The organism is Amycolatopsis sp. NPDC004772, assembly GCF_053601215.1.
Genome location: NZ_JBSGBK010000002.1, coordinates 90,682 through 114,072, shown reverse-complemented (window position 1 = coordinate 114,072; position 23,391 = coordinate 90,682). Strand labels below are relative to the sequence as shown.

Annotated in this window: 41 protein-coding genes, 1 tRNA gene and 1 pseudogene; 37 read left to right on the top strand and 6 right to left on the bottom strand. The window is 64.9% G+C overall.

Going from position 1 to position 23,391, the window contains the following annotated elements:
* Positions 1-49: 49 nt before the first annotated feature.
* From ACWEF6_RS01890 to ACWEF6_RS01865, 6 genes are all read right to left on the bottom strand, one after another.
* Positions 50-1,507, bottom strand: a complete 1,458-nt coding sequence (locus ACWEF6_RS01890) for a terminase (RefSeq protein ID WP_449681143.1) — start codon at positions 1,505-1,507, stop codon at positions 50-52.
* On the bottom strand, positions 1,446-1,712 hold the full coding sequence (locus tag ACWEF6_RS01885; protein ID WP_449681142.1) for a terminase small subunit: 267 nt from the start codon (positions 1,710-1,712) through the stop codon (positions 1,446-1,448). Before ACWEF6_RS01885 ends, ACWEF6_RS01890 begins: the two co-directional genes overlap by 62 nt.
* Positions 1,709-1,846, bottom strand: a complete 138-nt coding sequence (locus ACWEF6_RS01880; RefSeq protein ID WP_449681141.1) for a hypothetical protein — start codon at positions 1,844-1,846, stop codon at positions 1,709-1,711. Before ACWEF6_RS01880 ends, ACWEF6_RS01885 begins: the two co-directional genes overlap by 4 nt.
* A gap of 196 nt (positions 1,847-2,042) precedes the next feature.
* The gene (locus ACWEF6_RS01875; RefSeq protein WP_449681140.1) at positions 2,043-2,375 is read right to left on the bottom strand and encodes a hypothetical protein; all 333 of its coding nucleotides are present in this window, start codon (positions 2,373-2,375) and stop codon (positions 2,043-2,045) included.
* 615 nt (positions 2,376-2,990) lie between these two features.
* Positions 2,991-3,557, bottom strand: coding sequence for a hypothetical protein (locus ACWEF6_RS01870; protein WP_449681139.1), 567 nt, complete (start codon positions 3,555-3,557; stop codon positions 2,991-2,993).
* Between the two features lie 250 nt (positions 3,558-3,807).
* A tRNA-Asn gene (locus tag ACWEF6_RS01865) sits at positions 3,808-3,880 on the bottom strand.
* Positions 3,881-4,960: 1,080 nt separating this feature from the next.
* On the opposite strand from ACWEF6_RS01865, the gene ACWEF6_RS01860 reads away from it, so the two are divergent.
* The 37 genes and pseudogenes from ACWEF6_RS01860 (at position 4,961) to ACWEF6_RS01680 (ending at position 22,642) form a co-directional block, all read left to right on the top strand.
* Complete coding sequence (locus ACWEF6_RS01860; protein WP_449681138.1) at positions 4,961-5,098, top strand: hypothetical protein; 138 nt, start codon at positions 4,961-4,963, stop codon at positions 5,096-5,098.
* 82 nt (positions 5,099-5,180) lie between these two features.
* Positions 5,181-5,390 carry a hypothetical protein gene (locus tag ACWEF6_RS01855; protein WP_449681137.1) on the top strand — a complete coding sequence of 70 codons (210 nt, stop codon included), beginning with the start codon at positions 5,181-5,183 and terminating at the stop codon, positions 5,388-5,390.
* Positions 5,391-5,553: 163 nt separating this feature from the next.
* Positions 5,554-5,793 carry a hypothetical protein gene (locus ACWEF6_RS01850; RefSeq protein WP_449681136.1) on the top strand — a complete coding sequence of 80 codons (240 nt, stop codon included), beginning with the start codon at positions 5,554-5,556 and terminating at the stop codon, positions 5,791-5,793.
* Between the two features lie 96 nt (positions 5,794-5,889).
* The gene (locus ACWEF6_RS01845; protein ID WP_449681135.1) at positions 5,890-6,243 is read left to right on the top strand and encodes a hypothetical protein; all 354 of its coding nucleotides are present in this window, start codon (positions 5,890-5,892) and stop codon (positions 6,241-6,243) included.
* Positions 6,243-6,491, top strand: coding sequence for a hypothetical protein (locus tag ACWEF6_RS01840; RefSeq protein WP_449681134.1), 249 nt, complete (start codon positions 6,243-6,245; stop codon positions 6,489-6,491). Before ACWEF6_RS01845 ends, ACWEF6_RS01840 begins: the two co-directional genes overlap by 1 nt.
* Positions 6,492-7,831: 1,340 nt before the next feature.
* The gene (locus tag ACWEF6_RS01835; protein WP_449681133.1) at positions 7,832-7,990 is read left to right on the top strand and encodes a hypothetical protein; all 159 of its coding nucleotides are present in this window, start codon (positions 7,832-7,834) and stop codon (positions 7,988-7,990) included.
* Positions 7,977-8,789 carry a PD-(D/E)XK nuclease family protein gene (locus ACWEF6_RS01830; RefSeq protein ID WP_449681132.1) on the top strand — a complete coding sequence of 271 codons (813 nt, stop codon included), beginning with the start codon at positions 7,977-7,979 and terminating at the stop codon, positions 8,787-8,789. Before ACWEF6_RS01835 ends, ACWEF6_RS01830 begins: the two co-directional genes overlap by 14 nt.
* Positions 8,790-8,832: 43 nt before the next feature.
* Positions 8,833-9,264, top strand: a complete 432-nt coding sequence (locus ACWEF6_RS01825; protein WP_449681131.1) for a hypothetical protein — start codon at positions 8,833-8,835, stop codon at positions 9,262-9,264.
* Entirely contained in the window at positions 9,261-9,581 is a 321-nt protein-coding gene (locus ACWEF6_RS01820) for a hypothetical protein (RefSeq protein ID WP_449681130.1), read from the top strand. The genes ACWEF6_RS01825 and ACWEF6_RS01820 overlap by 4 nt, the downstream gene beginning before the upstream one ends.
* Positions 9,578-9,736, top strand: coding sequence for a hypothetical protein (locus ACWEF6_RS01815; RefSeq protein ID WP_449681129.1), 159 nt, complete (start codon positions 9,578-9,580; stop codon positions 9,734-9,736). Before ACWEF6_RS01820 ends, ACWEF6_RS01815 begins: the two co-directional genes overlap by 4 nt.
* Positions 9,733-10,122, top strand: a complete 390-nt coding sequence (locus tag ACWEF6_RS01810; protein WP_449681128.1) for a hypothetical protein — start codon at positions 9,733-9,735, stop codon at positions 10,120-10,122. The genes ACWEF6_RS01815 and ACWEF6_RS01810 overlap by 4 nt, the downstream gene beginning before the upstream one ends.
* Entirely contained in the window at positions 10,119-10,430 is a 312-nt protein-coding gene (locus ACWEF6_RS01805; protein ID WP_449681127.1) for a hypothetical protein, read from the top strand. Before ACWEF6_RS01810 ends, ACWEF6_RS01805 begins: the two co-directional genes overlap by 4 nt.
* Positions 10,431-10,832: a hypothetical protein gene (locus ACWEF6_RS01800; RefSeq protein WP_449681126.1), complete on the top strand. Its 402-nt coding sequence runs from the start codon at positions 10,431-10,433 to the stop codon at positions 10,830-10,832.
* A gap of 3 nt (positions 10,833-10,835) precedes the next feature.
* Positions 10,836-12,536, top strand: a complete 1,701-nt coding sequence (locus ACWEF6_RS01795; RefSeq protein WP_449681125.1) for a bifunctional DNA primase/polymerase — start codon at positions 10,836-10,838, stop codon at positions 12,534-12,536.
* A gap of 9 nt (positions 12,537-12,545) precedes the next feature.
* Complete coding sequence (locus tag ACWEF6_RS01790) at positions 12,546-13,139, top strand: hypothetical protein (RefSeq protein WP_449681124.1); 594 nt, start codon at positions 12,546-12,548, stop codon at positions 13,137-13,139.
* Entirely contained in the window at positions 13,129-13,575 is a 447-nt protein-coding gene (locus tag ACWEF6_RS01785; protein WP_449681123.1) for an endonuclease VII domain-containing protein, read from the top strand. The genes ACWEF6_RS01790 and ACWEF6_RS01785 overlap by 11 nt, the downstream gene beginning before the upstream one ends.
* On the top strand, positions 13,575-13,724 hold the full coding sequence (locus ACWEF6_RS01780) for a hypothetical protein (RefSeq protein ID WP_449681122.1): 150 nt from the start codon (positions 13,575-13,577) through the stop codon (positions 13,722-13,724). Before ACWEF6_RS01785 ends, ACWEF6_RS01780 begins: the two co-directional genes overlap by 1 nt.
* A 10-nt stretch (positions 13,725-13,734) precedes the next feature.
* Positions 13,735-14,157 (top strand): hypothetical protein, encoded by a 423-nt coding sequence (locus ACWEF6_RS01775; protein WP_449681121.1) that lies wholly within the window; start codon positions 13,735-13,737, stop codon positions 14,155-14,157.
* Positions 14,154-14,288, top strand: a complete 135-nt coding sequence (locus ACWEF6_RS01770) for a hypothetical protein (protein WP_449681120.1) — start codon at positions 14,154-14,156, stop codon at positions 14,286-14,288. Before ACWEF6_RS01775 ends, ACWEF6_RS01770 begins: the two co-directional genes overlap by 4 nt.
* Positions 14,285-15,046: a ribonuclease H-like domain-containing protein gene (locus tag ACWEF6_RS01765; RefSeq protein ID WP_449681119.1), complete on the top strand. Its 762-nt coding sequence runs from the start codon at positions 14,285-14,287 to the stop codon at positions 15,044-15,046. Before ACWEF6_RS01770 ends, ACWEF6_RS01765 begins: the two co-directional genes overlap by 4 nt.
* 26 nt (positions 15,047-15,072) lie before the next feature.
* A complete protein-coding gene (locus ACWEF6_RS01760; RefSeq protein WP_449681118.1) occupies positions 15,073-15,660 on the top strand; it encodes a hypothetical protein in 588 nt (195 codons plus the stop codon).
* Positions 15,661-15,828: a hypothetical protein gene (locus ACWEF6_RS01755; RefSeq protein WP_449681117.1), complete on the top strand. Its 168-nt coding sequence runs from the start codon at positions 15,661-15,663 to the stop codon at positions 15,826-15,828.
* A gap of 73 nt (positions 15,829-15,901) precedes the next feature.
* On the top strand, positions 15,902-16,117 hold the full coding sequence (locus ACWEF6_RS01750) for a hypothetical protein (RefSeq protein WP_449681116.1): 216 nt from the start codon (positions 15,902-15,904) through the stop codon (positions 16,115-16,117).
* Positions 16,072-16,326, top strand: a complete 255-nt coding sequence (locus tag ACWEF6_RS01745; RefSeq protein WP_449681115.1) for a hypothetical protein — start codon at positions 16,072-16,074, stop codon at positions 16,324-16,326. Before ACWEF6_RS01750 ends, ACWEF6_RS01745 begins: the two co-directional genes overlap by 46 nt.
* Before the next feature lie 2 nt (positions 16,327-16,328).
* Positions 16,329-16,736: a hypothetical protein gene (locus ACWEF6_RS01740; RefSeq protein ID WP_449681114.1), complete on the top strand. Its 408-nt coding sequence runs from the start codon at positions 16,329-16,331 to the stop codon at positions 16,734-16,736.
* A gap of 17 nt (positions 16,737-16,753) precedes the next feature.
* Positions 16,754-17,239: pseudogene (locus tag ACWEF6_RS01735) on the top strand (DNA cytosine methyltransferase); the annotation flags it as partial.
* 37 nt (positions 17,240-17,276) lie between these two features.
* Positions 17,277-17,588, top strand: a complete 312-nt coding sequence (locus tag ACWEF6_RS01730) for a hypothetical protein (RefSeq protein ID WP_449681259.1) — start codon at positions 17,277-17,279, stop codon at positions 17,586-17,588.
* Positions 17,589-17,745: 157 nt separating this feature from the next.
* Positions 17,746-19,830, top strand: coding sequence for a DNA polymerase (locus ACWEF6_RS01725; RefSeq protein WP_449681113.1), 2,085 nt, complete (start codon positions 17,746-17,748; stop codon positions 19,828-19,830).
* A 9-nt stretch (positions 19,831-19,839) separates the two neighbouring features.
* Positions 19,840-20,157: a hypothetical protein gene (locus ACWEF6_RS01720; protein WP_449681112.1), complete on the top strand. Its 318-nt coding sequence runs from the start codon at positions 19,840-19,842 to the stop codon at positions 20,155-20,157.
* Positions 20,157-20,339, top strand: coding sequence for a hypothetical protein (locus ACWEF6_RS01715; RefSeq protein ID WP_449681111.1), 183 nt, complete (start codon positions 20,157-20,159; stop codon positions 20,337-20,339). Before ACWEF6_RS01720 ends, ACWEF6_RS01715 begins: the two co-directional genes overlap by 1 nt.
* Positions 20,339-20,917, top strand: coding sequence for a dATP/dGTP diphosphohydrolase domain-containing protein (locus tag ACWEF6_RS01710; protein WP_449681110.1), 579 nt, complete (start codon positions 20,339-20,341; stop codon positions 20,915-20,917). The genes ACWEF6_RS01715 and ACWEF6_RS01710 overlap by 1 nt, the downstream gene beginning before the upstream one ends.
* Entirely contained in the window at positions 20,914-21,087 is a 174-nt protein-coding gene (locus ACWEF6_RS01705) for a hypothetical protein (protein ID WP_449681109.1), read from the top strand. The genes ACWEF6_RS01710 and ACWEF6_RS01705 overlap by 4 nt, the downstream gene beginning before the upstream one ends.
* Positions 21,084-21,419, top strand: coding sequence for a hypothetical protein (locus tag ACWEF6_RS01700; RefSeq protein WP_449681108.1), 336 nt, complete (start codon positions 21,084-21,086; stop codon positions 21,417-21,419). Before ACWEF6_RS01705 ends, ACWEF6_RS01700 begins: the two co-directional genes overlap by 4 nt.
* Positions 21,416-21,649, top strand: a complete 234-nt coding sequence (locus tag ACWEF6_RS01695) for a hypothetical protein (RefSeq protein ID WP_449681107.1) — start codon at positions 21,416-21,418, stop codon at positions 21,647-21,649. Before ACWEF6_RS01700 ends, ACWEF6_RS01695 begins: the two co-directional genes overlap by 4 nt.
* The gene (locus tag ACWEF6_RS01690) at positions 21,646-21,777 is read left to right on the top strand and encodes a hypothetical protein (protein ID WP_449681106.1); all 132 of its coding nucleotides are present in this window, start codon (positions 21,646-21,648) and stop codon (positions 21,775-21,777) included. Before ACWEF6_RS01695 ends, ACWEF6_RS01690 begins: the two co-directional genes overlap by 4 nt.
* A gap of 312 nt (positions 21,778-22,089) precedes the next feature.
* A complete protein-coding gene (locus tag ACWEF6_RS01685; protein ID WP_449681105.1) occupies positions 22,090-22,287 on the top strand; it encodes a hypothetical protein in 198 nt (65 codons plus the stop codon).
* Positions 22,280-22,642: a hypothetical protein gene (locus ACWEF6_RS01680; RefSeq protein WP_449681104.1), complete on the top strand. Its 363-nt coding sequence runs from the start codon at positions 22,280-22,282 to the stop codon at positions 22,640-22,642. The genes ACWEF6_RS01685 and ACWEF6_RS01680 overlap by 8 nt, the downstream gene beginning before the upstream one ends.
* The last annotated feature ends 749 nt before the right edge of the window (positions 22,643-23,391 follow it).

Below are 23,391 nucleotides of genomic sequence, written 5' to 3'. Positions count from 1 at the left end.
CGTTCGAGCGCCCCCAGGTTCGGGGGTTGTACCACGCCAATGTCGGCTCCTAGAAGATTTGCGAGCGCGGCAGAGGAATGGGCTCGGGCTCGTTGAGAAGGGCGTACAAGGCAGCAGCCGCGGCATACGCGGCATCGACGTGGCCGACACCCTTGCGGACAAATCGCCAAGAGTCGCCCGAGTAGAACCGCTGGGTGTTCTCCACGTGGGCGTCTAGCAGCGGGTCCCCGGGGTGGATGAGCCCGCGGGTAGCGACAAGGTCGGCCATCTGTTGACAGGCTTCGCCGACGGAAGAACCCTTGATCTCGACCTGGTTCTCTAGGGCCCTGAGGACGGGCGCCACGGCCGCCGCCGGGCCGGCTGGCAACCACCCGACCGCGCGGGCCTTGATGCGGGCGGCCAAAGCCGGCAGATCACGGCGGAGATCTTCCGTGGACGACCACGCGTCAACGACTTCGAGACGGGGTTTGCCCGTGGCCGTGAGGCCGGCGGCAACCAGGGTGGCGTGAAGGCCATCCGGCGAGAGGTCAAACCCGAGTGCCACCTTGCCGGCGTCGCGGGCCTCTGAGAGGTCGCCTAGCGGATCCTTCGTGGCTTCCCAAGCTGACGGGTCAACCGCGGCGTTCAGGACGTCTACGCGCTGACACAAGACCTCGGTACGGAAGACGTCCGGCGGGTCGGTGGCCAGGGAAGACCGGATGGTTTCCTCGGAGATGAGATACCCGAGGGACGGGTTGGCCTGAGCCCACGCTTCCGGGTCGTCGAGCTCGCAGTTCGGCGGAGCCGACCACTCGAACAACCCGATCGTCGGGTCGGTCTCGTTCAGCGCCGCGTCCCGAAGCTGATTCAGCACGACCGAGAACCGGTCGCCAGCGTTCGAGATAGCCCAGATCTGCGCATTCGGCCGGGCCGTCGTGGTCTTCGAGAGGGCCGACCACGCGAGGAAATCCCGGTGCTCACGGATCTCGTCGAGCGTCAGATGGTCGACCGAGAGCCCGCGGCCGGCGGATCGGGTGGCCGCGGAGATCTTGTAGCGGCCCCCGTCAACCAACCCGAAGTACTGCTCACCGTTCGCGTACCGCGGCTTGGTGAGGTACTGGGACATCTCCTCGGACTCGGTGGCGATCGCGAGGGCGCCCTCCCAGACCTCTTTCGCGATTGAAAGATCCTGGGCAACCCCGAGTACCAAATCAACGTTGTCCGTGAAAAGCTTGAATAGGGCGATCAGCTTGGAAAACTCGGACTTGCCGTTCTGCCGGGCTACCTGAACGATGACCGTTCGGAATCGGTAGCTGCCGTCCGGGCGCAGTTCGAGCGCCCGGATTGCCAGCTCTTCCTGCCAAGGCAGGAGCGGCCGGCCCAGGTCTTCACAGAACTGGATGAAGAGGAACCCGCGAGAGGTCTGTGGGGTTAGTGGCCGAAGAGGCTTGGTGAAGAGCCTGGGCTCACGCTTCCCGAGGAGGCGGGAGAGCCCGGAGCCGCGAGAGCTTTCCTTCGCGTGGCGCAACGGGGTCTCCCTTCCGGCTCTCTGGGGTCAGCCCCAGGGCCGTCAGGGCGGTCTGGAGTTTGGCGGCAAGCTCCGCCTTCGTCCGGCCGGAGCGCTCTTCGTCGATTTCCCGGGCGAGGACACGGGCGAGCTCCGCCGCGCCCTTGTCGCGCGGCGAGAGGTCAAGCTCTTTGATGGACGCGTCAACGGCGTCGTAGAGGCTCATTCGTCGTCTCCGAATACTTCGCGGTAGAGCGACCGGGTCTCCTCGTCAAGGTCAGCCCAGGGTGTCCACAACCACCCGTAGACCCACGGGTCGCGGTCGGACATAGCGTCGTTGTAGCGCTCCTCGACAGTCACTGCGGTGGCTCCTCAGGCGGAGGTCCTGGACAGACAGCAGGCCAGTGTTCCGCCACCCGGTCCGCCCGAGCCGACACTTCAGCCAGGCCGCCTTCTGGTGCGTGCCCGAGGGACTCTCCGCAGAGCTCGCAGAAGATCTCCACCCGGCCGTCGCAACCCTCGACGCGGCAGATACGGCCGTCACGCCCGCGGTGGATCACCGCGGGTGCTTCCGCGGGCGGCCCGGTCCGCGCTTCACAGGCTGAGCCGGCGCCGGCGGGATAACCTCGGTGAACGTCTCGTGTTCCACTCGCTCGCCTTCCGGCGGCTCCGGGTTGCTGTAGGTCACCGGGTCCTCGTCGGCGCTGACGAAGAACGTCGGCCGCTGGTGGTCCGGGTTGACGCACCCGTCCGTGGGGCAGATCCGCACGAGCTCTGAGCCGTGCGGGAGCTCGACCTTGTAGAGCTCGTAGACGTCCTCAACCGTGACGCCCTCAGCGGGTTCCCAGCAACCCGTACGCGGGTCCTCAGTGTGGGTCTGAGCAGCCACGAGGGCGCCTCCTGACGGTCGTAGTCGTGGGTTTTGAGCTTCCGGAGAGAGAGTTCACAGGGACGTGGATGCCAGAGGCGATCAAGCCCCAAAAAAGGACCGGGGGCCCATCAGCCCCTTGACATCTGGAGAACGTGCTGAGGGCCGCCTCAATGACAGCGAAGATCACCGCTTCGTCGCTTTGCGAGCGGCCTGGTATCCGGCACGCCAGCCCCTGTGGAACGCCGGGCTCAGCGAGCGCTCACTCGGGCCTTTGCCGCGGTAGCCGTCCTCGATACCCACCGACACACCGCGTGCGTAGGACTGCGCATAGCCAGGCTCTTCGATCCAAATAGCTGGGGTCACCATTGCGTCCTTGGTCTCGGCTTGGGGTCTTGGGACTTGGGTGATCCGATGCTGAGGTTGCACGCCCTACAGCAGGCCACCAGGTATTCGGGGTCGTCCCCGTGCTCGGCACCCCTGGTGTGGTGGACCTGAGGGGCATCGGGGTGGTCTCTAGGCGTGCCCTTGGCCATCTGCTTGCCGCAGTTCCGGCAGATCCAGCCATCCCGATCCAGGACCACCAGGCGGGTCCGACGCCAGTCGGACATCCGCCGATGGCCGTCTTTCCACGCCTTACTCACTGGACTCGGTGATCACTTCGAGTGAGCTTGTGTCCGCAACGGAGATCGGTCCGCTGACACCCCGGTCTGTGATAGCGGCCCGACGGGCCGCGGTAACTACGTCAGCCGGCGTCCAAGGGCCTTCGTTGCCGAGATAGCCCAGGGCCTCAAGCTCGCCGCTTCCGATGGCTGTACGACCGGAGCGGTCCGCCAGGACGGCGCCATTCCCGTAGACGACGGCGAATCGCCCTCGGTTGGCGATGAGGGTGCTAATCGGACCGATGAACGAGTCGTCTTCAGCCAGCTGGCCGACGAGGGCCGACCGCATCGCGGGTACCACCCGGGTAACGACGAAGCGCAGCCAGTCGGTGTCTTCCTTCGGGCGGTAGGTCGGCAACTCAGCCGTATACCGGAGTACCTGCGCTGCCCGGACGTCGCCAGCACACCCTAGGATGTATTTGCCGGCCGTCCAAAGCTTCGACTCGGAATTCTCGAATTGACTCCCCCCACATGACGTCTGCCTGTCGGCGGCGACGGTAACCCCGCCATCCGGGTTTCGGGCTGCGACGATCACGGTCAATGGAGGTCTCCTCGGGATTCGAATTTCAGAGTGCCTACCCGATTCGAACGGGCGAGGACTTGGGCATGGGCTATCCGGAGCCGCCCGCATCCTTTATCCGGTGTCAACCTTTGGCCAGACTCAGTCAAGGCACACCACCCGTGATTAATAACCGCGCGGACGGGTAGAGCCGCGGTACGGCGCCTGTGCACTAGGCCCGTATCGGCAGGAGGTCATCCGCCGTCGCGGGAGATCCTTGCCGGTCACCATGCTGGCCACCCAGGATTCGAACCTGGAACCACCCGGTTAACAGCCGGGTGCTCTGCCAATTGAGCTAGCAGCCAAGGTGACCACCCTTTGGTACCCGGTGGTGGTCTCCCATGGTCCGGGGTTCGCGTCCTGCCGGGATTAGCGGTCCCGACTTAACCGCCCGGCGCGGGCGTACTCAGGGACGCCTAGGATTGTGGCCCTGAGTCAGCTGGAGTCCGCTTGGTCACCCGGCGGACTTCCCGGGTCGTGTCGGTTAGTTATCGACAACACGAAGTAATCCAACAGGGAGCCCACCCGGACCACAGTGGGAGGAGAGGACCACTGCTACCCACGGGATAGCTCAACCTGTCGGAAGACCTTGGGATACCTGTAGCTAGCTCTAGCTGTCTGAAGCTATCTACGCTCAAGCCCCCTTTAGGGGGGCTTGAGTGATCTAGGAGTCAGCTCTAGCTGTCTAGAGAGCTTTGCCCTCCGTTTGGTTCCCATGAACTAGGTGATGTCGGTCGGCCCGGTTTACCGACAACGACCCCCAGATATCACCCGTTTGGGTTAGAGCCGTCTCCGGCTGGTCGACGAGTCCGTCAGTCGAACACCTGGACTCGACCTGGGCAAACACCCTTCCTGCTAGCCCAACCGGGTGACAGCGGATCTTGCTTACTTGACTGGTGCAGACTGCACCCGTAAAGTTCGTCGTGTCAGGCCAACCGGGAAGCCCTGGGAGACCGGATACGGAGCGAATCGAGCCCCAGCTAGCACCACCGCCCGGGAGGGCAGGGGAGCGGCGAGATAGCCCACCACCGCCGGGAGGCGGAGGAGCCCGCAAGGGGGCAGACGAGACCGGGTCAGGTGAAACAGCCGAGCCTGCGACTGGTTGGTCTGCGGTGCCGCCGCCCGCGCTAGGAAGCCAGGCGACGACTTCGAGGTTCACATGATCTTCCCGGGACAGACCGGCCGAACGCTTGCGGAGAACCGGCCTTAGCGGGCGACTCGAAGACGACACCAACGGGGTTCGATTCCCCCGGGCGGCACGTGGACGAAACGACAGAAGAACTGGATCGCATCGACGCCGAGGCGCAGGAGGCAATGTGGGCTGAAGAAGAAGCTCGCGGATATGACCTGACCAACTGCTGACTACAACCGCGAGGAAGAGGAACATGAGCAAGAAAGCCGAAGACGCGAAGAAGGCCCTTCAGGAGTCCAAGTCGGCCGGGGAGTCGCTGGAAATCCTGGCCGACCTGCGGAAGAACGACCCGGACACCTACGACGAGATCAAGAACGAACCGGGTAACTGACCCGGAAGCCTCGGAACACGGCGTGAGGCCGCGGGATCGAATCCCGCCCGAGGCACTTCCAAGACAAGCCGAGGAGGCGACAATGCTCGCTGTCAGCGAACGCCGCAATGCCTTGTTCCAGGAACGGGAGCGGGCACACCGCCGATGGGAAATCGCCCGAGCCATCGGGGCTACCCGCGAGACGCGGGATGTCCTCAAGGTGCTGGCCAATAGCCGGGATAAGGCTTTCCGTCGCGCTTACAAGGCGGAACGGGTGGTCCTAGACAAGCTGTTGGCACGAGGTGGCTCGTGAACGCGGCTGACGCGGCCTACCGGGCCGCCCTTGGCATCCCCGAGGGCGGCCCTCTGCCGAAGACCCTGGGGACCGTGGCACCCGGCGCCAGCCCGTCCCGCCGCCGGCAGGCGGCCAAGAACAACGCCAAGCGATCCGCACCGCCCCGTTAGGAGGGCTGACCGTGACCACCAATCAGACCGTCGGAATCATCCTCGCCGTCCTCATGCTGGCGGCCGGGATCTACGCCTTCTTCGGCGCCAGGGCCCTCCTGCGGGACGGCCGGGAGCGCCGGCGGTACAAGGCCCTTGTCGACGAGGACGCGGCCCGTGAGGCCGCGCTCAGGGCCGAGAGGATCGACCTCGAAGTCGACTTCCAGATGTCCGGGCTTGACGGCGAGCTCGACGAACTTTTTCGACGCTAGAAACTTGACAGGTGCAACCCGCACCTGTCCAACCGGGCTCCCCGTGTCGACGTTGCCGGCATGGGTTGAGCCCGCCAAACTTCGAGGAGAGAACCAATGATCATCGACAAGCCGAAGGCGATCGAGCTCCTGGAGCGCGCGGTTGCCGAGAAGGGCGCGGACTACGTCGACCCAGGCAGCCAGTGGGGCAAGGGCGGGTGCCGCTACGTTCGCGAAGATGCGTGCGGCTGCATCGTGGGGCACGCGTACTTCTACGCCGGCGCCACGCTGGAACAGCTGAAGGGGATGGACAACCACCCGGATGACCCGGGGGTAGCCACTCTCGCCTACGACGAGCTGTTGCCCGTCGAAACGACTCCTGACGCCGTCAGCGCCTTCGAGGTGGCCCAACGGTCTCAGGACCGCGGCGAGTCGTGGGGTACGGCCCTGGAGAAGGCGAAGGCCGTTTGATGGTCCTCACGCTGATTCTGGCCGCCCTGATCGGCGTCCTCGTCCTCCTGGCCGGCCTGGTCCTCAAGATCGGCCGGGCCGCGGACCTGATGGAGGCGGCCCTCGAAGAGCTGTCCCTCGACGTCGATTACGACGCTATGCAGGCGTACTGCGAAGAGGACGCTCGGAAGACGGCCGAACAATTCGGGCTGCCCTGGGGTGAGCTCGCCGACTGGGAGAAAGAGCTCCTAAACGAGGACGACGGGTGAAGACGTGGCACGTAACCGTCTTCATGCCGGATGGCCCGTGGGTCGCCACGGTGCTCGCAGAGACAGCTGAGAAGGCCAAGGAAGCCGCGAAGAGACAGCTCCGGGCGCCCGCCCGAGCGTGGGCGCACGCCAACCCGGTAGGCCGTTAGGGGTCGTGATCAAGCCGAAACTTGACAGGTGCATACGCCACTAGTGTGAACTGTGATGATCCTCTCGCCCTGAGCCATTCGGCCTAGTAGCCGGAAGCGTGACGGCGGTGATCTCACTCTGAGTGATGACAGCGATCCCGACTAGTAGTCGAACGGCTGTTCTAGTGCAACTGCATCACCGCTGGTCAGAGGGTTAGAAGTTACCCGAAAGTAGGTCACGGTGACACAACGGTCGAAGTTGTCCCGTTAACGCCTTGGTGTGGTCCATGCGATGTTTGAGTCAAGGGATTGCGCCGTACGAACCAAGGACGGCCAAGTGGACACAGCTTGTTGGGTGCACGCTGCACCAGTAAAGTTCCCCGTGGAAATCACAGGAGGGGAACGGAATCGTGCCGAAGCGTCGAGCGATCACGAGGGAAGAGCTCCTAGCCCAGCGCGCCAAGGGGTTCAGCTACAGCGAGATCGGCAAGATGTACGGGATCACCCGTCAGGGGGTCTCGTGGAAGATCAACCACTCCGGCGGCAAGCCGCCCGAGAAGGAAGAGACTCGATCCGATCGGGCACGTAAGGCACTTCCTTGGAAGATTGTCGGCCCCCAGTTGAAAGCTGACCCGATCCGTCAGCTTAGGCTGCACCTGGAGTATGCCGACACCCAGGGACAAGGGATGCCCGAAGGCGAGCTTCGTCGTCTGCGGAGTCTGTACGACCGACTGACGAACTTCTCAGTAGTCGTACGTTACGACCCGAGTATCCCGCCCATGCCCGGTAGGAAATACGGGGGGTTCGAGTACGCACCCCGAGAGGATCGAGACGGAGACCTGATTCTCCGGATCGATGAACATACACAAATCCCGGAGGAAGATCGGGCTAAATGGTCGCTCCCGCCGCGGGAGAGTTGGCCAGAATAAGGGGTGCACGTGAAGGTCATCGCTGACGTTCAAGGACAGGTTTATGCCTACCGCGATGACGCGTTGTTAGTGATAGTCAGGGGGTTGACGGCGTCGCCGTTCGGACCGGCCTATGAGCCGGTCCGCCGTGAGCTCGAAGGCCGTTGTCACACGCTTGGGGTTCGCGGGCCTAACCCGGATTCACCAGATTGTCCGGAGTGGGCCCGGGACGCCGAGCTTTCGATCTACAAAGTCTGGGCTGATTGCCCACCCTACGAACACGAGTGCGCTCAGGAGGTCCGCCGTGTTGCTGGTTGATGATGAGCTCCGCCAGGAGATCGAGAAGACTGCCGAGTGCACCCGGGAGGAGAGCGTCCGCCGGGGGATTGTGACAGTCGAGCAGGCCGAGGGGATCGACTGGGTGGGCGTGCTCTTGCGGGCGGTGTCCCGTGAAGACGGCTGACGAACGCCACGAGGAGTACAAGACCCGCCCGCGGTCCTGGAGCCAGCTGAGCCAGTACGAGCAGTGCCCGCACTCGTTCTTCCTGGAACGCATCGCGAGGGTCTGGAGTCGGCCGGCGGCCTGGTTCGCCACCGGCCTCGGGATCCACTCCGGCGTGGAGGCCTACGAGAAGGGTGAGGCCTCCACGCTCGACGAAATGCTAGCCGTGGCCCAGAAGGCCTTCAGGGACGACGTGAACAGCCGGCTGGAAGAAACCCCGCGGGCGGACTACTGGCAGTCCTCAGGGCCGTATCACGGCCCGGAAGACATCCCCCGGCGGTACGCCGACCTCCGCCGGCACCTGGAGAACTACCTCATGGTGGCGAAGACCCGGCCACCCATCGTCAGCTTCGACGAGCTGGCGGTTGAGTGGGAGATGGACTTCGACCTAGACGGCGTCCGGGTCATCGGGTTCGCCGACCAGATCCGTGAGGGCGAGATCGTAGACGTCAAGGCGGGCAGCATGGTCCCCGAGAACCCGGGACAGCTAGCCGTGGGTGCGGAGGCTGTACGCCAGAAGACGGGCGAGAAGATCACCAAGGGCGTCTACATCATGACGGCGAAGAAGCCCACGCCGAAGGGCCGCATCAGTGCGGCCCAGGTCGTCGAGAAGGACTTGACGACGATCCCGGTGGAGGCCCTGACGGCCCGCTTCCACGAGGCCGACGAAGGGATCAAGGCCGGCAACTGGGATCCGAAGCCGTCCGATGCCTGCCGGCGGTGCTCCGTGGCATCGTCGTGCGATTTTCGCATGGACTGAAACTTGACAGGTGCAGATTGCACCAGTGAAAGAGGAGAGAGCAGTGAGCAAGCTTCCGAAGCTGTACCGCAAGAACCGCCCCGCGGACCGCTACAAGTACGTCGAGCTTCAGCTTCTGAGCGATGAGTACTCGTCGTTCGGCGTGGACATTCGCGGCGGCGAGCTGACGATCTGGAGTCTCGGGACGCGGGCCCACAACGCGCCGGTGTCGGTAAAGAAGATCCGCAAGTTCGCCAAGGCCCTCCTGAAGCTCGCCGATCAGGTCGACCCGCCGGCGCCGAAAGTCAAGTACTTCGTTCGGTCCTTCGGTCTTCCGTTCTACTTCCGCGAGGTCGACGGCAGTCCGCTCGACCTCTGGATCGAGGCCCGAAAGGAATGGCAGCCCTCCTGGGGTTACAAGACGGGTTCGAGGCTACTGGAGGCGGAAGGGTCGCGCGAGATCACCGCGGACGAGTTGCCGGCGGGTGCCCGATGACGAGTTCGGAGCTCCGGCTTCTTCGGAAGATCGAGGATGCCGAGCGGGCGGTTCGTACGGCCAGAATCCACCTCAAGTTGTCCGCCGGGATCATCGCGGCGGCCGGAGTCTTGGAAGTGGTCAGCTCGTTGCTCACCAACGGGCAGGACGGTTGGGTGGCAGGACAGATCGTCGCTGCCCTCGGGATCTTCGCTGGACTGTTCTTCTTCGGCTACCTGGTCTTCGCATACTTCGACGCGGACTTGGAGCACGACGTGACCAAAGCCCGCCGGGACTACGAGGACTACCTCACAGAGCAAGCGGAGGGTGGACGATGACCGCCGCCGCCGACCTCCTCCGCGCCCGGGTGCTGGCCATCCTCGGGGAGCTCGAAACCCTGGCTCCGCTTCTGCCGACTCTGCCGGAGATGACGGACGCGGACGAAGCGCTTCGGGCGCTTCGCCACCTCGGCAAGCAACTGGAGGCGTCGTGAAGATTTGGGACACGAAGGCCACTTTCGAGCTCCTGGGCAAGCAGGCAAACGGCAACTACGTGTCGCTGTACGTCGGCCCGTGGAACCGCGTAATGGAGCAGCGGATCAGTTACTGCGGACTGGCCTACCACGGCCGACTTATCCGCCGCTACGTCAGGGACACCGAAGTTCAGGCGATGTTCTACGGCCACCCGGACCTGAAGGCGCTTGAAGCCCACCTCGACGACTTCTACGCCATCCCGGGCAGCCCGTACGACCCGCCGAACCGGTCGGCCGACCCGGAGATCCTGAGTGCCCTCCGCCGGCGGGTACCGCCGTTCGACGGCCGGCCCGAATCCTTCTGGCCGGAGGGCTTCGACCCCGACGCCATCGAGGGGGCAGCATGAGACGGCTGTACGCAATCGCAGGGCTTCTCTTCGGAGGGGCCCTTTTTCTTGCCGGCTGCGCGTCGGCGACGTCGGGAACGGTGACCTCGAAGCAGCACAGGCCGGCCTACACGGTCTACGTGCCGACGTGCTTCGGCTATGACGGTAAGGGAATCTGCACCGTGTGGGTCCCGATGCCGTACGACCAGCCCGAGTGCTATGAGGTCAACTTCTACAACGACCAGGAGGACCGCGAAGGGTCGGTGTGCGTCGACTCGGCCGAGTACGGGTTCTACCGGCTTGGTGATCACTACCCGAGGGAGCGGTAAATGGGCATGTACACGGCGTTGGTGCTCGACGCCCGGCTGAAGCGGGACGTTCCGGAGCGAGTTCTTCTGACTCTCCGGCACATGGTCGGCGAACTCGAAACCCTGGAGAGCACGCCGGATCACGCGCTCTTCGGGGATACACGGTGGGAGTGGATGCTTCGGGGTAACTCCGCCTACTTCCCGGTCGAGCGACCCCCGAAGCTCTACCGCCCGTTCTACGGTTCGGGCGAGGGTGCGTGGCTGCTCTCCGTCGGGTGCTCGATCAAGAACTACGACCGAGAGATCCCGCTGTTCCTCGAATGGCTGACGCCGTACGTCGAGGAGGCCATCGGCTACACGATGTACGAAGAGGACGAGACGATTACCCCCGTGCTCCTCGGGGACTACTTCGGGCGGGGGTAGCCGGTGACCAACCCGGCGGCCGAAGCCGCCATCAAGTACACCGAGCTCGGCTACAAGGTCTACCCGGTCAACGTTCGGTTGGTCACCGAGAAAGGGCGGACGAAGAAGAAGCCGTCCTTCAAGGACGGCGCGTGGTCGGTCGAGTCCGGCGCCAAATTCCCCACCGACCCGGACGCCATCCGGGAGCACTGGGAGGGCTACGACGGCGTAGTTATCCTCTGCGGGCCCTCGGGCATCGTGGCTATCGACGTCGACCAGGGCGACGGCAAGGACGGCTTGGCCAACCTGAAGGCCGCCGGCCTGACCCTGCCGAAGACCCCGATGCGCCAGCAGACGGCGTCCGGTGGTTGGCATGGGCTTTACCGTGTGCCCGAGGGTGTCGAGCTGACCAGCCGGCAGGGCTACCCGGTGGAACACGTCGACATCCGGGCCGCGGGCGGTCACGGCGGCTTGCTGTTTGCGGAGCCCACAACGCTCCCTGACGGCCGCGGGTGGAAGTTCCGGGGCCTGGTGGCCCGGGACGACTTGCCGGAGCTACAGGCCGACTGGGTCGACCTTCTGCTAGCCGCGGACGCAGAGCAATCCGAGTCCGCCCCGTTGCCGGCTGACCCGGAGGAGCTCTTGCGGCGTGTCCGCGAGATGCCCCCCGGCGAAGGCTGGACCCGCTTGGGCCCGTTGTCGATGCGGTACGCCGCGGTGGCGATGGGCGTCGGGATGGACGACCGGGCGATCGAGGAGGCTTTCCTTGACGCTTACCGGGATCGCCCCGGCGGCACGCTGTCCGATGCCCGGCGGTCGATCCGGTCGGCCCTGAAGAAGGTGGAGCCCTGGCTACCCGGTGATCCGGAGCCGGATTTCGACCACCTGGTAGCCGAGGAGGCCACCCGGGCGGAGATCCGGCTGCGCGGTCAGCGTCAAGCTCTGGAGAAGATCGAGAGCGAGAACGCCATCCACCTCCGCCGGGAAGACGCCGTAGACCTCGCGGCGCCGATGGAGAGCACTGCGTGGGTCGTGCCGGACCTGGTGGCGGAGAACGAGGTCACCATCCTGTACGGCGGTAGCCGGGCGGCGAAGACGGCCATGATGGTCGACCTTGCCGGTCAGCTGTCCATCGTCGGCGGCACCTTCATGGGTGCCGACGTTGGGCGCCGGCGGGTCTGCTACCTGGCGGCGGAAGCGCTGACCTCGGTGGCCAACCGCTTCCGGGCCTGGTTCCGATACCACAAGGTCACTCCGGATCCGCGGTGGATCGAAGTTCAGCCAGGCAACTTGCAGCTCGACAACCCGAGGTCGGTCAGCCGGGCGGTGGAGTACCTGCGGGATTTCGATGTCGTAGTTGTCGACATGTTGGAGTACGTCACCGGCGGAATGTCGATCAACACCGACGCTGCCCGGATCGTGGTGACCTTGAAAGAGATCGCTGCTCGGGCCGGCGTGACCATGGTTGTCCTTCACCACCCGAAGGCGACCAAGGTGGACAAGGACGGCAACCCGGTGGTCTCCAAAGAGATGGCCGGGCAGCACGCAGCCTTCTTCGGGAAGGCGAACTACGTCCTCTTCGCGGAGCCGGACGGTGAACACCGGTACCTGGTGACGGTGACGAAGTCGAAGGACAGCGAAGACGGCGCCCGATGGACCGGGCGCACGGTCGGCGGACCGGGCGGATTCCCGGTCTACGTCAGCGAAGGCAAGCTCAACTACTGAGGAGAGCAAGTGACCGAGTACTTCAAGTACGAAGACGACAACGGCACCCACTTCTATCGTATCCGACCAGGTGCGGATCAGGCGGACACGCTCTACGCGGACAGCCCCATCAATCTGAAAAGCCTGTCAGCGAGGTTCGTTCGTAGGGACAAGACTGCCGTGAGCGCTTCCGATGTGCCCGAGGACTTCCGGGTGGGGTCGGATAAGTACAAGATCGGCGATCGCCTGAAGGGGACGGCGTCGTGGGCGAACGGTGACGAGGACTACCCGTACGAGGGTGAGTACCGCGGAGAGGTCTCCGAAGACGGATGGCCGGAGGTGCACGGCGATGACGGCGATGCGTGGTACCTGGACACGGATAAGCCGATCACCGTTCTCGGTACCACGCCCTCGCTGTCCTTCGTCGGCCCGGAGCCGGAGGTAACCGTGCCGACGGTGACTACCCCGTTCAGGGTCGCCACTACGGGGACCTTCGGGCGCATCGAGGACAGCCGAGGGAACCAGGTCGCTGAGTTCCTGGGCGACCTGACCAGCGAGAGCGAAGACGTCGAGTTGGCCGCTCTGGCCGTCGAGCTCCTCAACGAGCACTTCGGTGCCAAGTAGTCCGGTCTGCGTCGACTGCATCAAGGACGGAGTAACGACCGTCCGGCCGACGCCCTACGGCGGCCCGAGGACGCCCCTGTGCGTGACCCATCACCGGGCACGCCGTAAGGCCACCCGAGAGCGCGCTAGGGCGTCCCGGCTGGAACGGGTCTACTCGATATCGGCCGAGGCCTACGCGACGCTCTACGAAGCCCAGGGCGGGCAATGCGCCCTCGGGTGTGGGGCCACCGGGAAGACGAAGGCATTAGCGGTCGACCACGACCACTCTTGCTGTCCGGGGTCGACCTCGTGCGGCAAGTGCGTGCGGGGGTTGTTGTGCGGCCCGTGCAACGTCCTCCTCGGGAGGTTCCGGGACAGCCCGGACCCCTTCCGGAGAGCAATCGAATATCTGGCAGACCCGCCCGCGCGGCGGGTCTTTTTGTTGGAGGAGAACTGATGGAGCTGTTTTTCCGAGTCGTCATCGTGACCCTGTGCCTGTGGGGTGCACTCGCCATCCTCGGACTGTCCCTGGGCTTTTGGCCGCTTGTCGGCCTGGGGGCCCTGATCACCGTCGGCCTTCGTGCCGCCGTCCAGAGCAACAGCTGAGGGAGCTGACATGACGATGTTCATCGGGCCGAAGCCGGCCAACACCCCCAAGTACGTGTACCCGTTCACCGCGTCTGACGGCCACGTCTATGACGCCAACGGGGTCGACATCGTCGCCCTCGACCTTCCGACGTTCGAGGATGACGCGGAGATGGCGAAGGCGATCGCCGACGCGCTCAACGCGAAGTTCGCGGCCACGACGACGGAGCCGGAGGGCAACGCAGAGGTCTTCTCCTACGAAGGGGTGCGGCCGACCGACAACGACGTGTGGTTCGTGGTTGAGGACCGCGCGTATTACCGACAGAGCAGCGGCGCCCTCGTGCGGTCGGTCTTCTCTCCTCAGGAGCTTCGTCGGGGCGCGGCAAACCTCGTGCCCGTCGGTCGGACCTATGTCGACCCGGCCGACCTGACGGGCGTCGAGGGGAAGGCGTGACGTCCTGGCGGTGCACCGTGGCGCCAGGCGCCGACGGTGTCCCCGTGATCTACCGGCTGGTCAACGGCAAGCCGGCCGACCGGTGGGACCGGGACAGCAAGACGTGGCAACCGATCGAGGAGAACGAATGACGAAACCCGGCCCCCGCGTGCTCGCGTGGGACATCGAGACGGCGCCGAACCTCGCGTACGTCTGGGGCCTCTGGCAGCAGAACGTGGGCCTGAACCAGATCGAGGCCCGAGGGGACGTGTTGTCCTTCGCTGCCCGATGGGTGGACGAGCCACCCGAGTCGATCGTCTTCCACGCCGGGCGCACGGAGTCCGATCACCGGAAGATGGTCCGGGCGGCTCACAAGCTGCTGGACGAGGCCGACGCCCTGGTGTCCTGGAACGGGAAGTCGTTCGACACCAAGCACATGCACCGAGAGTTCCTGCTTGCGGAGCTGACTCCGCCGTCGCCGGCCCGCGAGGTCGACCTCATGTTGGTGGCCAGGAAGCGGTTCAAGTTCGTCAGCAACAAGCTGGAGAACGTCAGCCGGGAGCTCGGGTTGGGCGGCAAGGTCCAACACAGCGGGTTCGAGCTTTGGCGGCGTTGCCTCCAGGGTGACCCCGCGGCATGGGCCGAGATGCAGGAATACAACGAGATGGACGTTCATCTCCTCGTGGACCTGTACGACCGCCTACTCCCGTGGATCGACACCGCTCCGAACCGCAACCTCTTCACGCTGGAAGAGGGCTGCCCCCGTTGCCCGGCCGGTCCGGAAGCCCTGAAGCCGCGTGGCTTCCGGCTGACGAACGTCGGCGCCTTCCAGCGGTACCGCTGCCAGGAGTGCGGTTCGTGGTCCTCGGAGGGCAAGCGGGTCCACGGCGTCGACATTCGGCCGGCCTGAAACTTGACAGGTGCAAAGAGGTGATCTTGACTACTATCGATGACCTCATTCCCGAGGTCGAGAAGGCAGCCCGATCGGCGACCCGGTCTTGGACCGGGGCGCTGGATGCCGAAGACATCGTCAACGACGTCTGGGTGAAGATCTACGAAGCCCCGAAAACCTTGCCCGCCTTGCTGTCCTACGAGGCGGACCAGCGGGGCAAGGTGCTCCGGGCCATCGCCCGGCAGTGCGCCGGCTCGGAGATGTCCGACCGGGAGCTGTTCTCCGCCAACGTCAGCTATTCGACCGACGACGTCCGCCGGATCCTGGCTAAGGGCGGGGCGGGCGACACTCCGGGCACGACGACTCATATCGAGTGGGTCGACGTCCAGGCGGCACTGACGGCGATCAGCCCGTGGTACGCCGAAGTCATCTTCGCCCACTACGTCGCCGGCGACTACGTCGAGCCACCCGGCGACAAGGGCACGACGCTGACTCGGGCGCGCGATGCCCTTGCGGCTGCCATGAACGCCGGCCGAAAGGCAGCCCAGGCGAACCACGAAGGCCCCGGCTCTCGCCGGGCCATGTCCAACGCGTCGGCTCGGTCGCTGACCAAACGCGAGGGAGGGGAGTAGGTGAACAACTTATTCGAAATCGACAAGCTCGTTCGGCAAGACCTGTACCGGTCGTACGTCATGCCGGAGCTCTACCCGGACGAGCGGCCGGCGATGGTCGGCAACTGGTCAGCAGAGGACCGAGAAGCCTACTGCGGAGGTGAGTGGACCCGTGGCTACGGATCCTGACTGGGACCCCTTCGCCGACGAGACCGAACCATCGCCGGCGGAGTTCGGCGCAGACGAGGAGAGTGGACCAATCATGACGCAGCAAGACAACTGGGTGTCGTTCAGCTTCGTGAGCGACACCGGGTATGACAAGCTCCAGGGTACCGTTCACGGTGAGCCCGAGTTCGTCGCCAAGGCGTTCAACATCCCGGACTTCGACGGCAAGATCTCGACCCTGATGGCGAAGGCCATCAAGATCGACAAGTGGTTCAAGACGAAGTCGGCGGAGGAGAACCCGGGAAAAGGCTGAGGCCGGGTCAGCCTGCTGGCAGCGTCGAGCCGCCCGAATGGGCGGGCGAAGCGCCGACCTGTGATCACGGCCAGAAGCGGAAGTACAAGTCCCAGCAGAAGAAGAACGGCGAGCTCGGGCACCTGTGGGAGTGCACCGCCGCCGAATACCCGGACCCCGCGCAGTGCGACGCGGTCTGGATCAACCCGCCGACGAAGGGAAAGAAGTAGCTATGGCGTGGGAAACGATCGAGGGCAACGGCGGCGGCGACTTCGAGGAGCGGGAGAAGCTCGCCGTCACGATCGGGAGCAAGATCGAGGGCACCGTCAAGCGTGTCGGTGACCGGCACGAAGGCACCTACGGCGATGTTCGCTGGGTCGACGTCGACACCCTGGACGGCGTGGAGGGCGTCTTCCCGGCGCGGAAGATCCTTCTCGACCGGGTGGAGGATGCGGACCTGAAGCCGGGCGATCAGATCCGGATCGAGTTCGTTTCGGAGAAGCCGAAGAAGGGCGGCAAGCCCTACAACAAGCCGATCCTTCAGGTGAACCGCGGCGGCGGGGCGACGGCGAAGAAGGCCGACCCGAAGCCAGCCCCGAAGTCCAAGCCGGAGCCGGCGACCGACGAGCCGGATTTCTGACGGCTCAAACTTGACAGGTGCAGGCGGCACCTTTACGGGTGCCGCCTCTTCTTTTGGAGGAGAAGGTCTTGGACGAGCCTCGCATCGGCTCACTGTGCACCGGGTACGGCGGGTTGGATTTGGCCGCCCTAGCCGTCTTCGGTGGGGAGCTTGCCTGGTGGTCGGACATCGAACCCGGCCCGATCAAACTCATGACCCACCACCACCCGGGGGTGCCGAACCTGGGTGACTTGAAGCTTGTGGACTGGTTGGCAGTCCGAGAGATCGAAATCTTGACGGCCGGCTATCCGTGCCAGCCCTTTTCGAATGCGGGGAAACGTCTTGGCACTGAAGACCCACGACACATATGGCCCTGGATCGCCGACGCCATTGGCGTACTTCGACCCAGAATCGTCCTCTTGGAAAACGTCGCCGCCCACCTCCGACGAGGCTTCGACGTTGTCAGCGCGGACCTTGCCGACCTGGGGTACTGCGTCACGTGGGGGATTGTTTCCGCGGCCGAAGCCGGAGCTCCGCACCTCCGGAAGCGGCTCTACGTCGTTGCTGAAGACACCGACCAGCAATCTGGGATCGAATGGCGGTCCGCAACTCCCGGAGAAGCGGAAAGCGGGCGGTCACGGCCCGACGCTGGAGGACGAAGTCTACGAGCTGTCCCTGTTGCCGACCCCCTTGGCGAACATGAACGGGGCTTCGAAACCGGAGATCGCGGCGGGGAATCCGTACGGCAGGCTGGAAACCGAGGTCGCGATACTTTCGATTGGCGGCAATACGGACCAGCCATCCGCCGATGGGAGGACATCCTCGGAGTACCGGCGCCGGAACCGACCCATCGCGGACCCCGAGGTGGCGTGAAGGTTGCTCCCGCATTTGCCGAATGGCTTATGGGGGTTCCTGGCCGAATCACATCGGTTCCGAACTTGTCGATCAATGACCAACTCAGGTTGGCCGGCAACGGCGTGGTTCCGCAGCAAGCGAGGCTCGCCATTCTTGAGCTCTTGGGGGTGTGAGTATGGGTGCGCCAAGTGGCACGCTGACGTTCGATATTGAGACCCACTCGGCGCATCTGCTCTACACAATGCCGCCGGAGAAGTTCTTCCGGCTCGGCGGCTACCGATGGCAGGGCGACGACGAGGTCATCATCACGGACGACCTGGAGGAGCTCCGGGACGCCATCCGGCGAGCCCGGTGGGTCGTCGGGTTCAACGAGTGGGACTTCGACCTGAAGGCAGTCTTCGGCCCGGGATCCAACGAGCCCGTCAAGCTGGCGATGGAAGGCCGCGGGGTCGACCTGATGATTCACGCCGGCCTGGTCCACCCGACGCCGGAGAAGTGGACGGACCGCAAGGGTGCCCTTCGGGTCGCCCCTAAGAAGGGCTGGAAGCCAGAGCAAATGATGCCCTGGTTCAGCTTGGACGAACAGGCGCACCAACTTGGGGTTGGCGGGAAGACCGACGACCTGAAGAAGCTGGCGTCCGAGTTCGTCGAGCCCGGCGAGGATCCACGGTTGGGTTTCGGCCGGATCCCGCTGGACGACCCTCGCTATCGGTCGTACCTCGTCGGCGACGTCGAGGCCACCGAGCGGGTAGCCGCCGCGCTCTTGAAGCGCGGCAAGCTGTCCGGGAACGGGGAGCGGTACCCGGACCGCGACTACGTCGGGTACCCGATGCGGGAACAGGAGATCGCCGCTCGGAAGGCCGTCATCTCCTCGAACGGCTGGCGGGTGGATATCCCGGAGGCCACCCTCCGGCGGGACGAGCTGGCCGCCCGGCGAGATGTCATCGTCGGGAAGCTCGCTGCGGACTACGGGCTCCCGACGGACAGCGACAACCCGTGGTCGACTAGCGAGGGCAAGCGCGCCATCGTCGGGGCTTTGGCTGACGTAGGCATCACACCGGCGGCAGTCGACTGGCCGAAGACGGACGGGTGGGAGAACCGCGACCGCGACCGGGCGGCGGCTGAGGCAAAGGCAATGGGCCTCAAGATCGCCGTTGACGGGTGGTGGGAGGAGCTCTACTCGGGTATTGCCGCCAACGGAAAGAAGCTCTCAAAGTCACAGAGGGCGGCACGTGAGCGCTGGATTGCCCGGGACACCGAGAAGGCGGAACAGCTCGATAGGGAGCCTCTCCCGCCGTTCTACGGGTTGTCCCTCGCCGGCGAGACGCTGATCGAGCTGACGAAGGGCACGCCGGCTGAAGACCTCGGGGTCGCCCTGGCGGAGGTCAAGGGGCAGCGGTCGCTGGCTCAGCTCACGCTGGACAGCGTCCACCCGGACGGCCGGGTCCACCCGGAGATCACGATGCTTCAGGCGTCCGGCCGATGGTCGACGACGAAGCCGGGGCTGACCGTGTGGACGGCCCGCGGACCCGGTGCGGTCGAACGGAAGTACTACCTCCCGGACACCGATGACGAAGTCCTCGTGTCGGTCGACCTATCCAACGCCGACGCCCGCGGCGTGGCCGCGGAGTCGGGCGACAAGGCGTATGCCGTCCGGTTCCAGCCTGGTGAAGACGGCCATCTCCTGAACGCCATTGCGGCATGGGGTGCTGACGTCGTCTTGGAGAACGAGGAGACGAAGAAGCACTACCGGCAGGCCGGCAAGCCCTACGGCCACGGGTGGACCTACGGCGGCGGACCGAAGACCCTAGCCGCCCACGCCGGCGGATCCGTCGAGGAGGCCACGAAGTTTTGCGACGGCATGGCAGCCGCCTTCAAGCGGCTCGTTGCCTGGCAGGAAGAACAGCGGAAGTTCGCCCGCCGACACGGCTACGTCGTCAACGACTGGGGCCGCCGGATGCGGGTCGAGAAGGGCAGGGAGTACACCCAGGCTCCGGCCCTCATGGGACAGAACGTCACCCGGGAGATCATGTGTGATCTCCTGCTGTCCTTCCCGCTGCCCGTTCTCCGGCGGGTGAAGGCCCAGATTCACGACGAGTTCGTGTTCTCCATCCCGAGGAAGAACGCGGAGAAACACCAGGCGTGGCTAGTGGCGGCCATGTCGACGTCCTTCGAGCCGAAGCACGGCCGGGGTCAGCGAATCGAATTCCCAGCGTCGTCCGGTGCGCTCGGGAACAACTGGTACGAGTGCGAGCACTGAGGAGAGCAAGTGAGCTATTCGCCCAAGGGTGCTGACAACTGGATCGCCGAACAGCGGGCGGAGATCGAACGTCAGCACAACGAGATCACGGAGCTGAACGGTCGGCTTAAAGACGCGCTCGAAGAGCGCGACGAGCTGGCCAAGGTCGTCGAGGCTCAGGCGTTCGACCTGAAGGACCACAGTCGGGCACTGGACGAGCTGTCCGAGGCCGTCTCGTCGGCGATCAGTGATCTTCGGGTCCTCGGTGAGGTCCCTCTCGGAGAGCTCGAAGACGCCGTCAAGGCGATCGCCGACCGGCTCGCCGACAAGAACGGGGAGCTCTACTGATGGCCGAACCTCTGGCCTACATCGGGGATGGCGGCGACGTCTGGATCGTCGCCCCCGATGGGCGCCCCCGCTGGCTCAACATCCACAAGGCCCGGCTCGAAGACCACGGCTTCCGATCGATCGACGCCGTCAACGAAGACACGTACTTCGGCCCGATTCGGGCCGCCCACTTGGAGGACTGATGGACGACACCGGTACCCGGCAGGAGTTCCCCGGCGGCGGGATGCGGGACACCGCGGCGGGTAAGCCGCGGTTCGAACTCCTGTGGACGGACGCTCAGCCGTACGGCGACCAGATGCTGACCCGTGCTGCCCGCTGGATGGCTCGTGGAGCGGAGAAGTACGAGTCCCGGAACTGGGAGCTGTTCGACAGCCCCGAGGCCCTGGAGCACGCCAAGGCGTCCCTTCTCCGGCACACGTTCAAGTTGCTGGCGGGAGAGACTGATGAGGACCACGCGGCTGCGGTCTGGTTCAACTCGCAGGTGATCGAGTACGTGCGCTGGAAGTTCAAGCAGTCGCTACAGCTGGAGATGATGGCCGACGCCATCGCTTCTACGTTAGCGATGACCCCGCCGAACGTGCGGTACTGGGTCGACGAGGATGACTGGTATTACCGTTGGGACGGCGAGGAACTGACGTTTGTCGACGGCCCATTCAGGGTCCGCGAGCGGTCAGGTAACAGCGTTCACCGCTACCTCGACGGAGACGGCTACGGCGCCCGAGAGATCCCGGTCGACGAAGTCCCGGAGTGGGCCCGGTGAGCGAGTACGTCTACACGGCCGTCAAGGACGGCGTGCCGCTCGCTGCCTACATCCGGCGCTACGAGCTCCGGTCGTGGGTCCGACGGGCCAAGCCGGCGAGTGACGTCCGGTACTTCCGAGTCCACGGGGACACCACGGTAGACATCACTTCTGAGGAGACGGACGAATGACGTTCAAGCTTCCGCCGCCTCGGTCGGATCTCCTGTGGGCGGGGGTCGACCTTGACGGTACGTTGGCGGAGCCTGTGTGGACGCCGGACAACCCGACCTCCGAGATCGGGGAGCCCATGTGGGCCAATGTCGTCAAGCTTCTGGAACTCGTGGACTCGGGTAAGAAGGTCGTGATCCACACGTCCCGGCCGTGGACGGATTACGAGGCCATCGAAGCATGGCTGAACTACTGGGCTATTCCGTTCCACCAGATCCAGTGCGGGAAACCTTTGTATGTCCTGTACATCGACGACCGTGCCCGCCACGCGGACGCAGAAAGCTGGCTGCCATGACCCGGTTCACGACAGACGCCACGGGTGAGACCTCGGACAGCGACACCCCGCGGACGGCTCTGACGGACTACGGCTTCCAGTACGGCGCAGGCCTTTGGGAGCGACTGGCCGACTTCCGCGGGACGACCGTCGTCCGGCTGACCCCCGACCACGGGTCGAACCTGGAGATTTACGTGTCGCCGACCGGCCGATCGGTCCGGGTCTTCCGAGAAGGCAGGGAGCTGAAGTGAGCAAACGGGCTGACCTGAAGGCCGCCTTCGAGGCGCTCAAGAAGGACATCAACTCGGAGCCGTTCAACTCCGGCGAGCTCGAACGGAAGGCGAACGAGCAGGCGAAGAAGCCGAAGGACGGCAAGTGAAGGCCGCTGTCCCGTGGGCTCTCCTGGGTCTTCTGGTGCTCTACCGGAAGACCTGGGGTGCCTGTGACTGCCCGGCGCTACGGCGCCGGCTGGCAGTCGCCCATCGGGAAACCAAGGATTGGCAACAGGAAGCCCGCTTCTGGCGGGCGGAGGCGGAGTGAATGTGACAGAGGTAGAGAAGAGGGCTCTCCGTCGATGGGCTGTCGAAAGGTCGGTAGAGCTGTTAGCTCATGAGGAAGACCCCAACTCGGGCCACGTGTTGGGCGTCGCTGACCGGTTCCGGATCTACGTGGAGACGGGGGAGAGGCCGCGATGAACACCCACCCGATAGACCCGAGCATCCCGCGGGGCGGCTTCCTGGTAATCGTGAAGAAGTCCGCGGGCACGGTGGCTCGGTACGCCCGAGATCGAGAAGAGGCCGAGCAGATCGCCGAAGACATCAGGAGCCGGCCGGGCGTCCGGGACATCTTCCTGAAAGAGCTGGTGCCAGATGTGCAGCCCGATGCCTGACGAAGACGACTTCGGGTCTCTGGTGGTCCCCGATAAGTGGGCCGACCTTAGTGCGGCCGAGCGAGAGATGGATCGGCAGGACGCCCTGTGGGGCGAGCAGAACCACCCAGACATCGGCGGGGAATTGCCCGGAGACTGGAGCCGCCTGTACGCCGGCAACGCGGACAGGTGGAAGGCCCTCAACGCCGAACGCGTCCACTACGGACAGCTGGGTTGGGACGGCATCCTCCTCGAAGAGGTCTACGAAGCCCTCGGGGAGGCCGACGAGACGAAGATGCGTGAAGAGCTCATCCAGGTGGCCGCCGTTGCCCTCCAGTGGGCCGGAGCCATCCGGCGCCGACAAGCGGCACGTTAGATAGCAGAAGCCCCCTCCCGGGTCCCTAGTGGCCTCAGGAGGGGGCTTTTTTGCGTTCAGTCGTTGTACTCCTCGGGGATGTCCTCGTCCTCTTCGTCGCCGCCTTCGTTCTTGCGACGAGGCATCCCGCCGGACCCGTCTGTGTTCCAGTAGCGCATGATTCCTTCAGTCCTCGGATTTCTTCTCACAGCAGGCGCAGTTGTCGCAGTGGGAACAGTCCTCGTAGTCCGCGTCTGCGAGAAAGCACGTGACGCACACCGCGGCCATAGGTCAACTCCTCTGGTCTGGGGGCGGCCCCCGACCGACCCAGCCGGCGCAAGCCAGCCGGGGACCGCCTGTTGACGAGTAGCCCGAGGGGGATTGCAATTAAGGGCTACCCGCCACCCCGCCGGGGTCGCGACCCCGGCAGTCTTCAGCTGGCCAACGCCTTGACTTCGGCGCCCTCTGGGCCAGGCGAGTTGACCAAGCAGGATTCGCACGGCATACCGATCAAGTCCGGCAGTACGTCATACGTACCCGGGACCAACATGAGACCACAGAGAACGCGAGCCGTGCCCCCTGGATCAGCAACCGTGCCGGGCTGTAGCTGGTCTGGGGGAAAGAGGTTTGACGTCGGGAACAGGTGGGTAACGCGCGCTCGCTCCGGCCCGCAGCCGGGCTTCAGGCGAAGGAACACAATCGGATCCATCACCGCCACCCCCTGTCCAACGGATGCCTCCAGTTACGCCACCAGACGCGGATCTTGATCA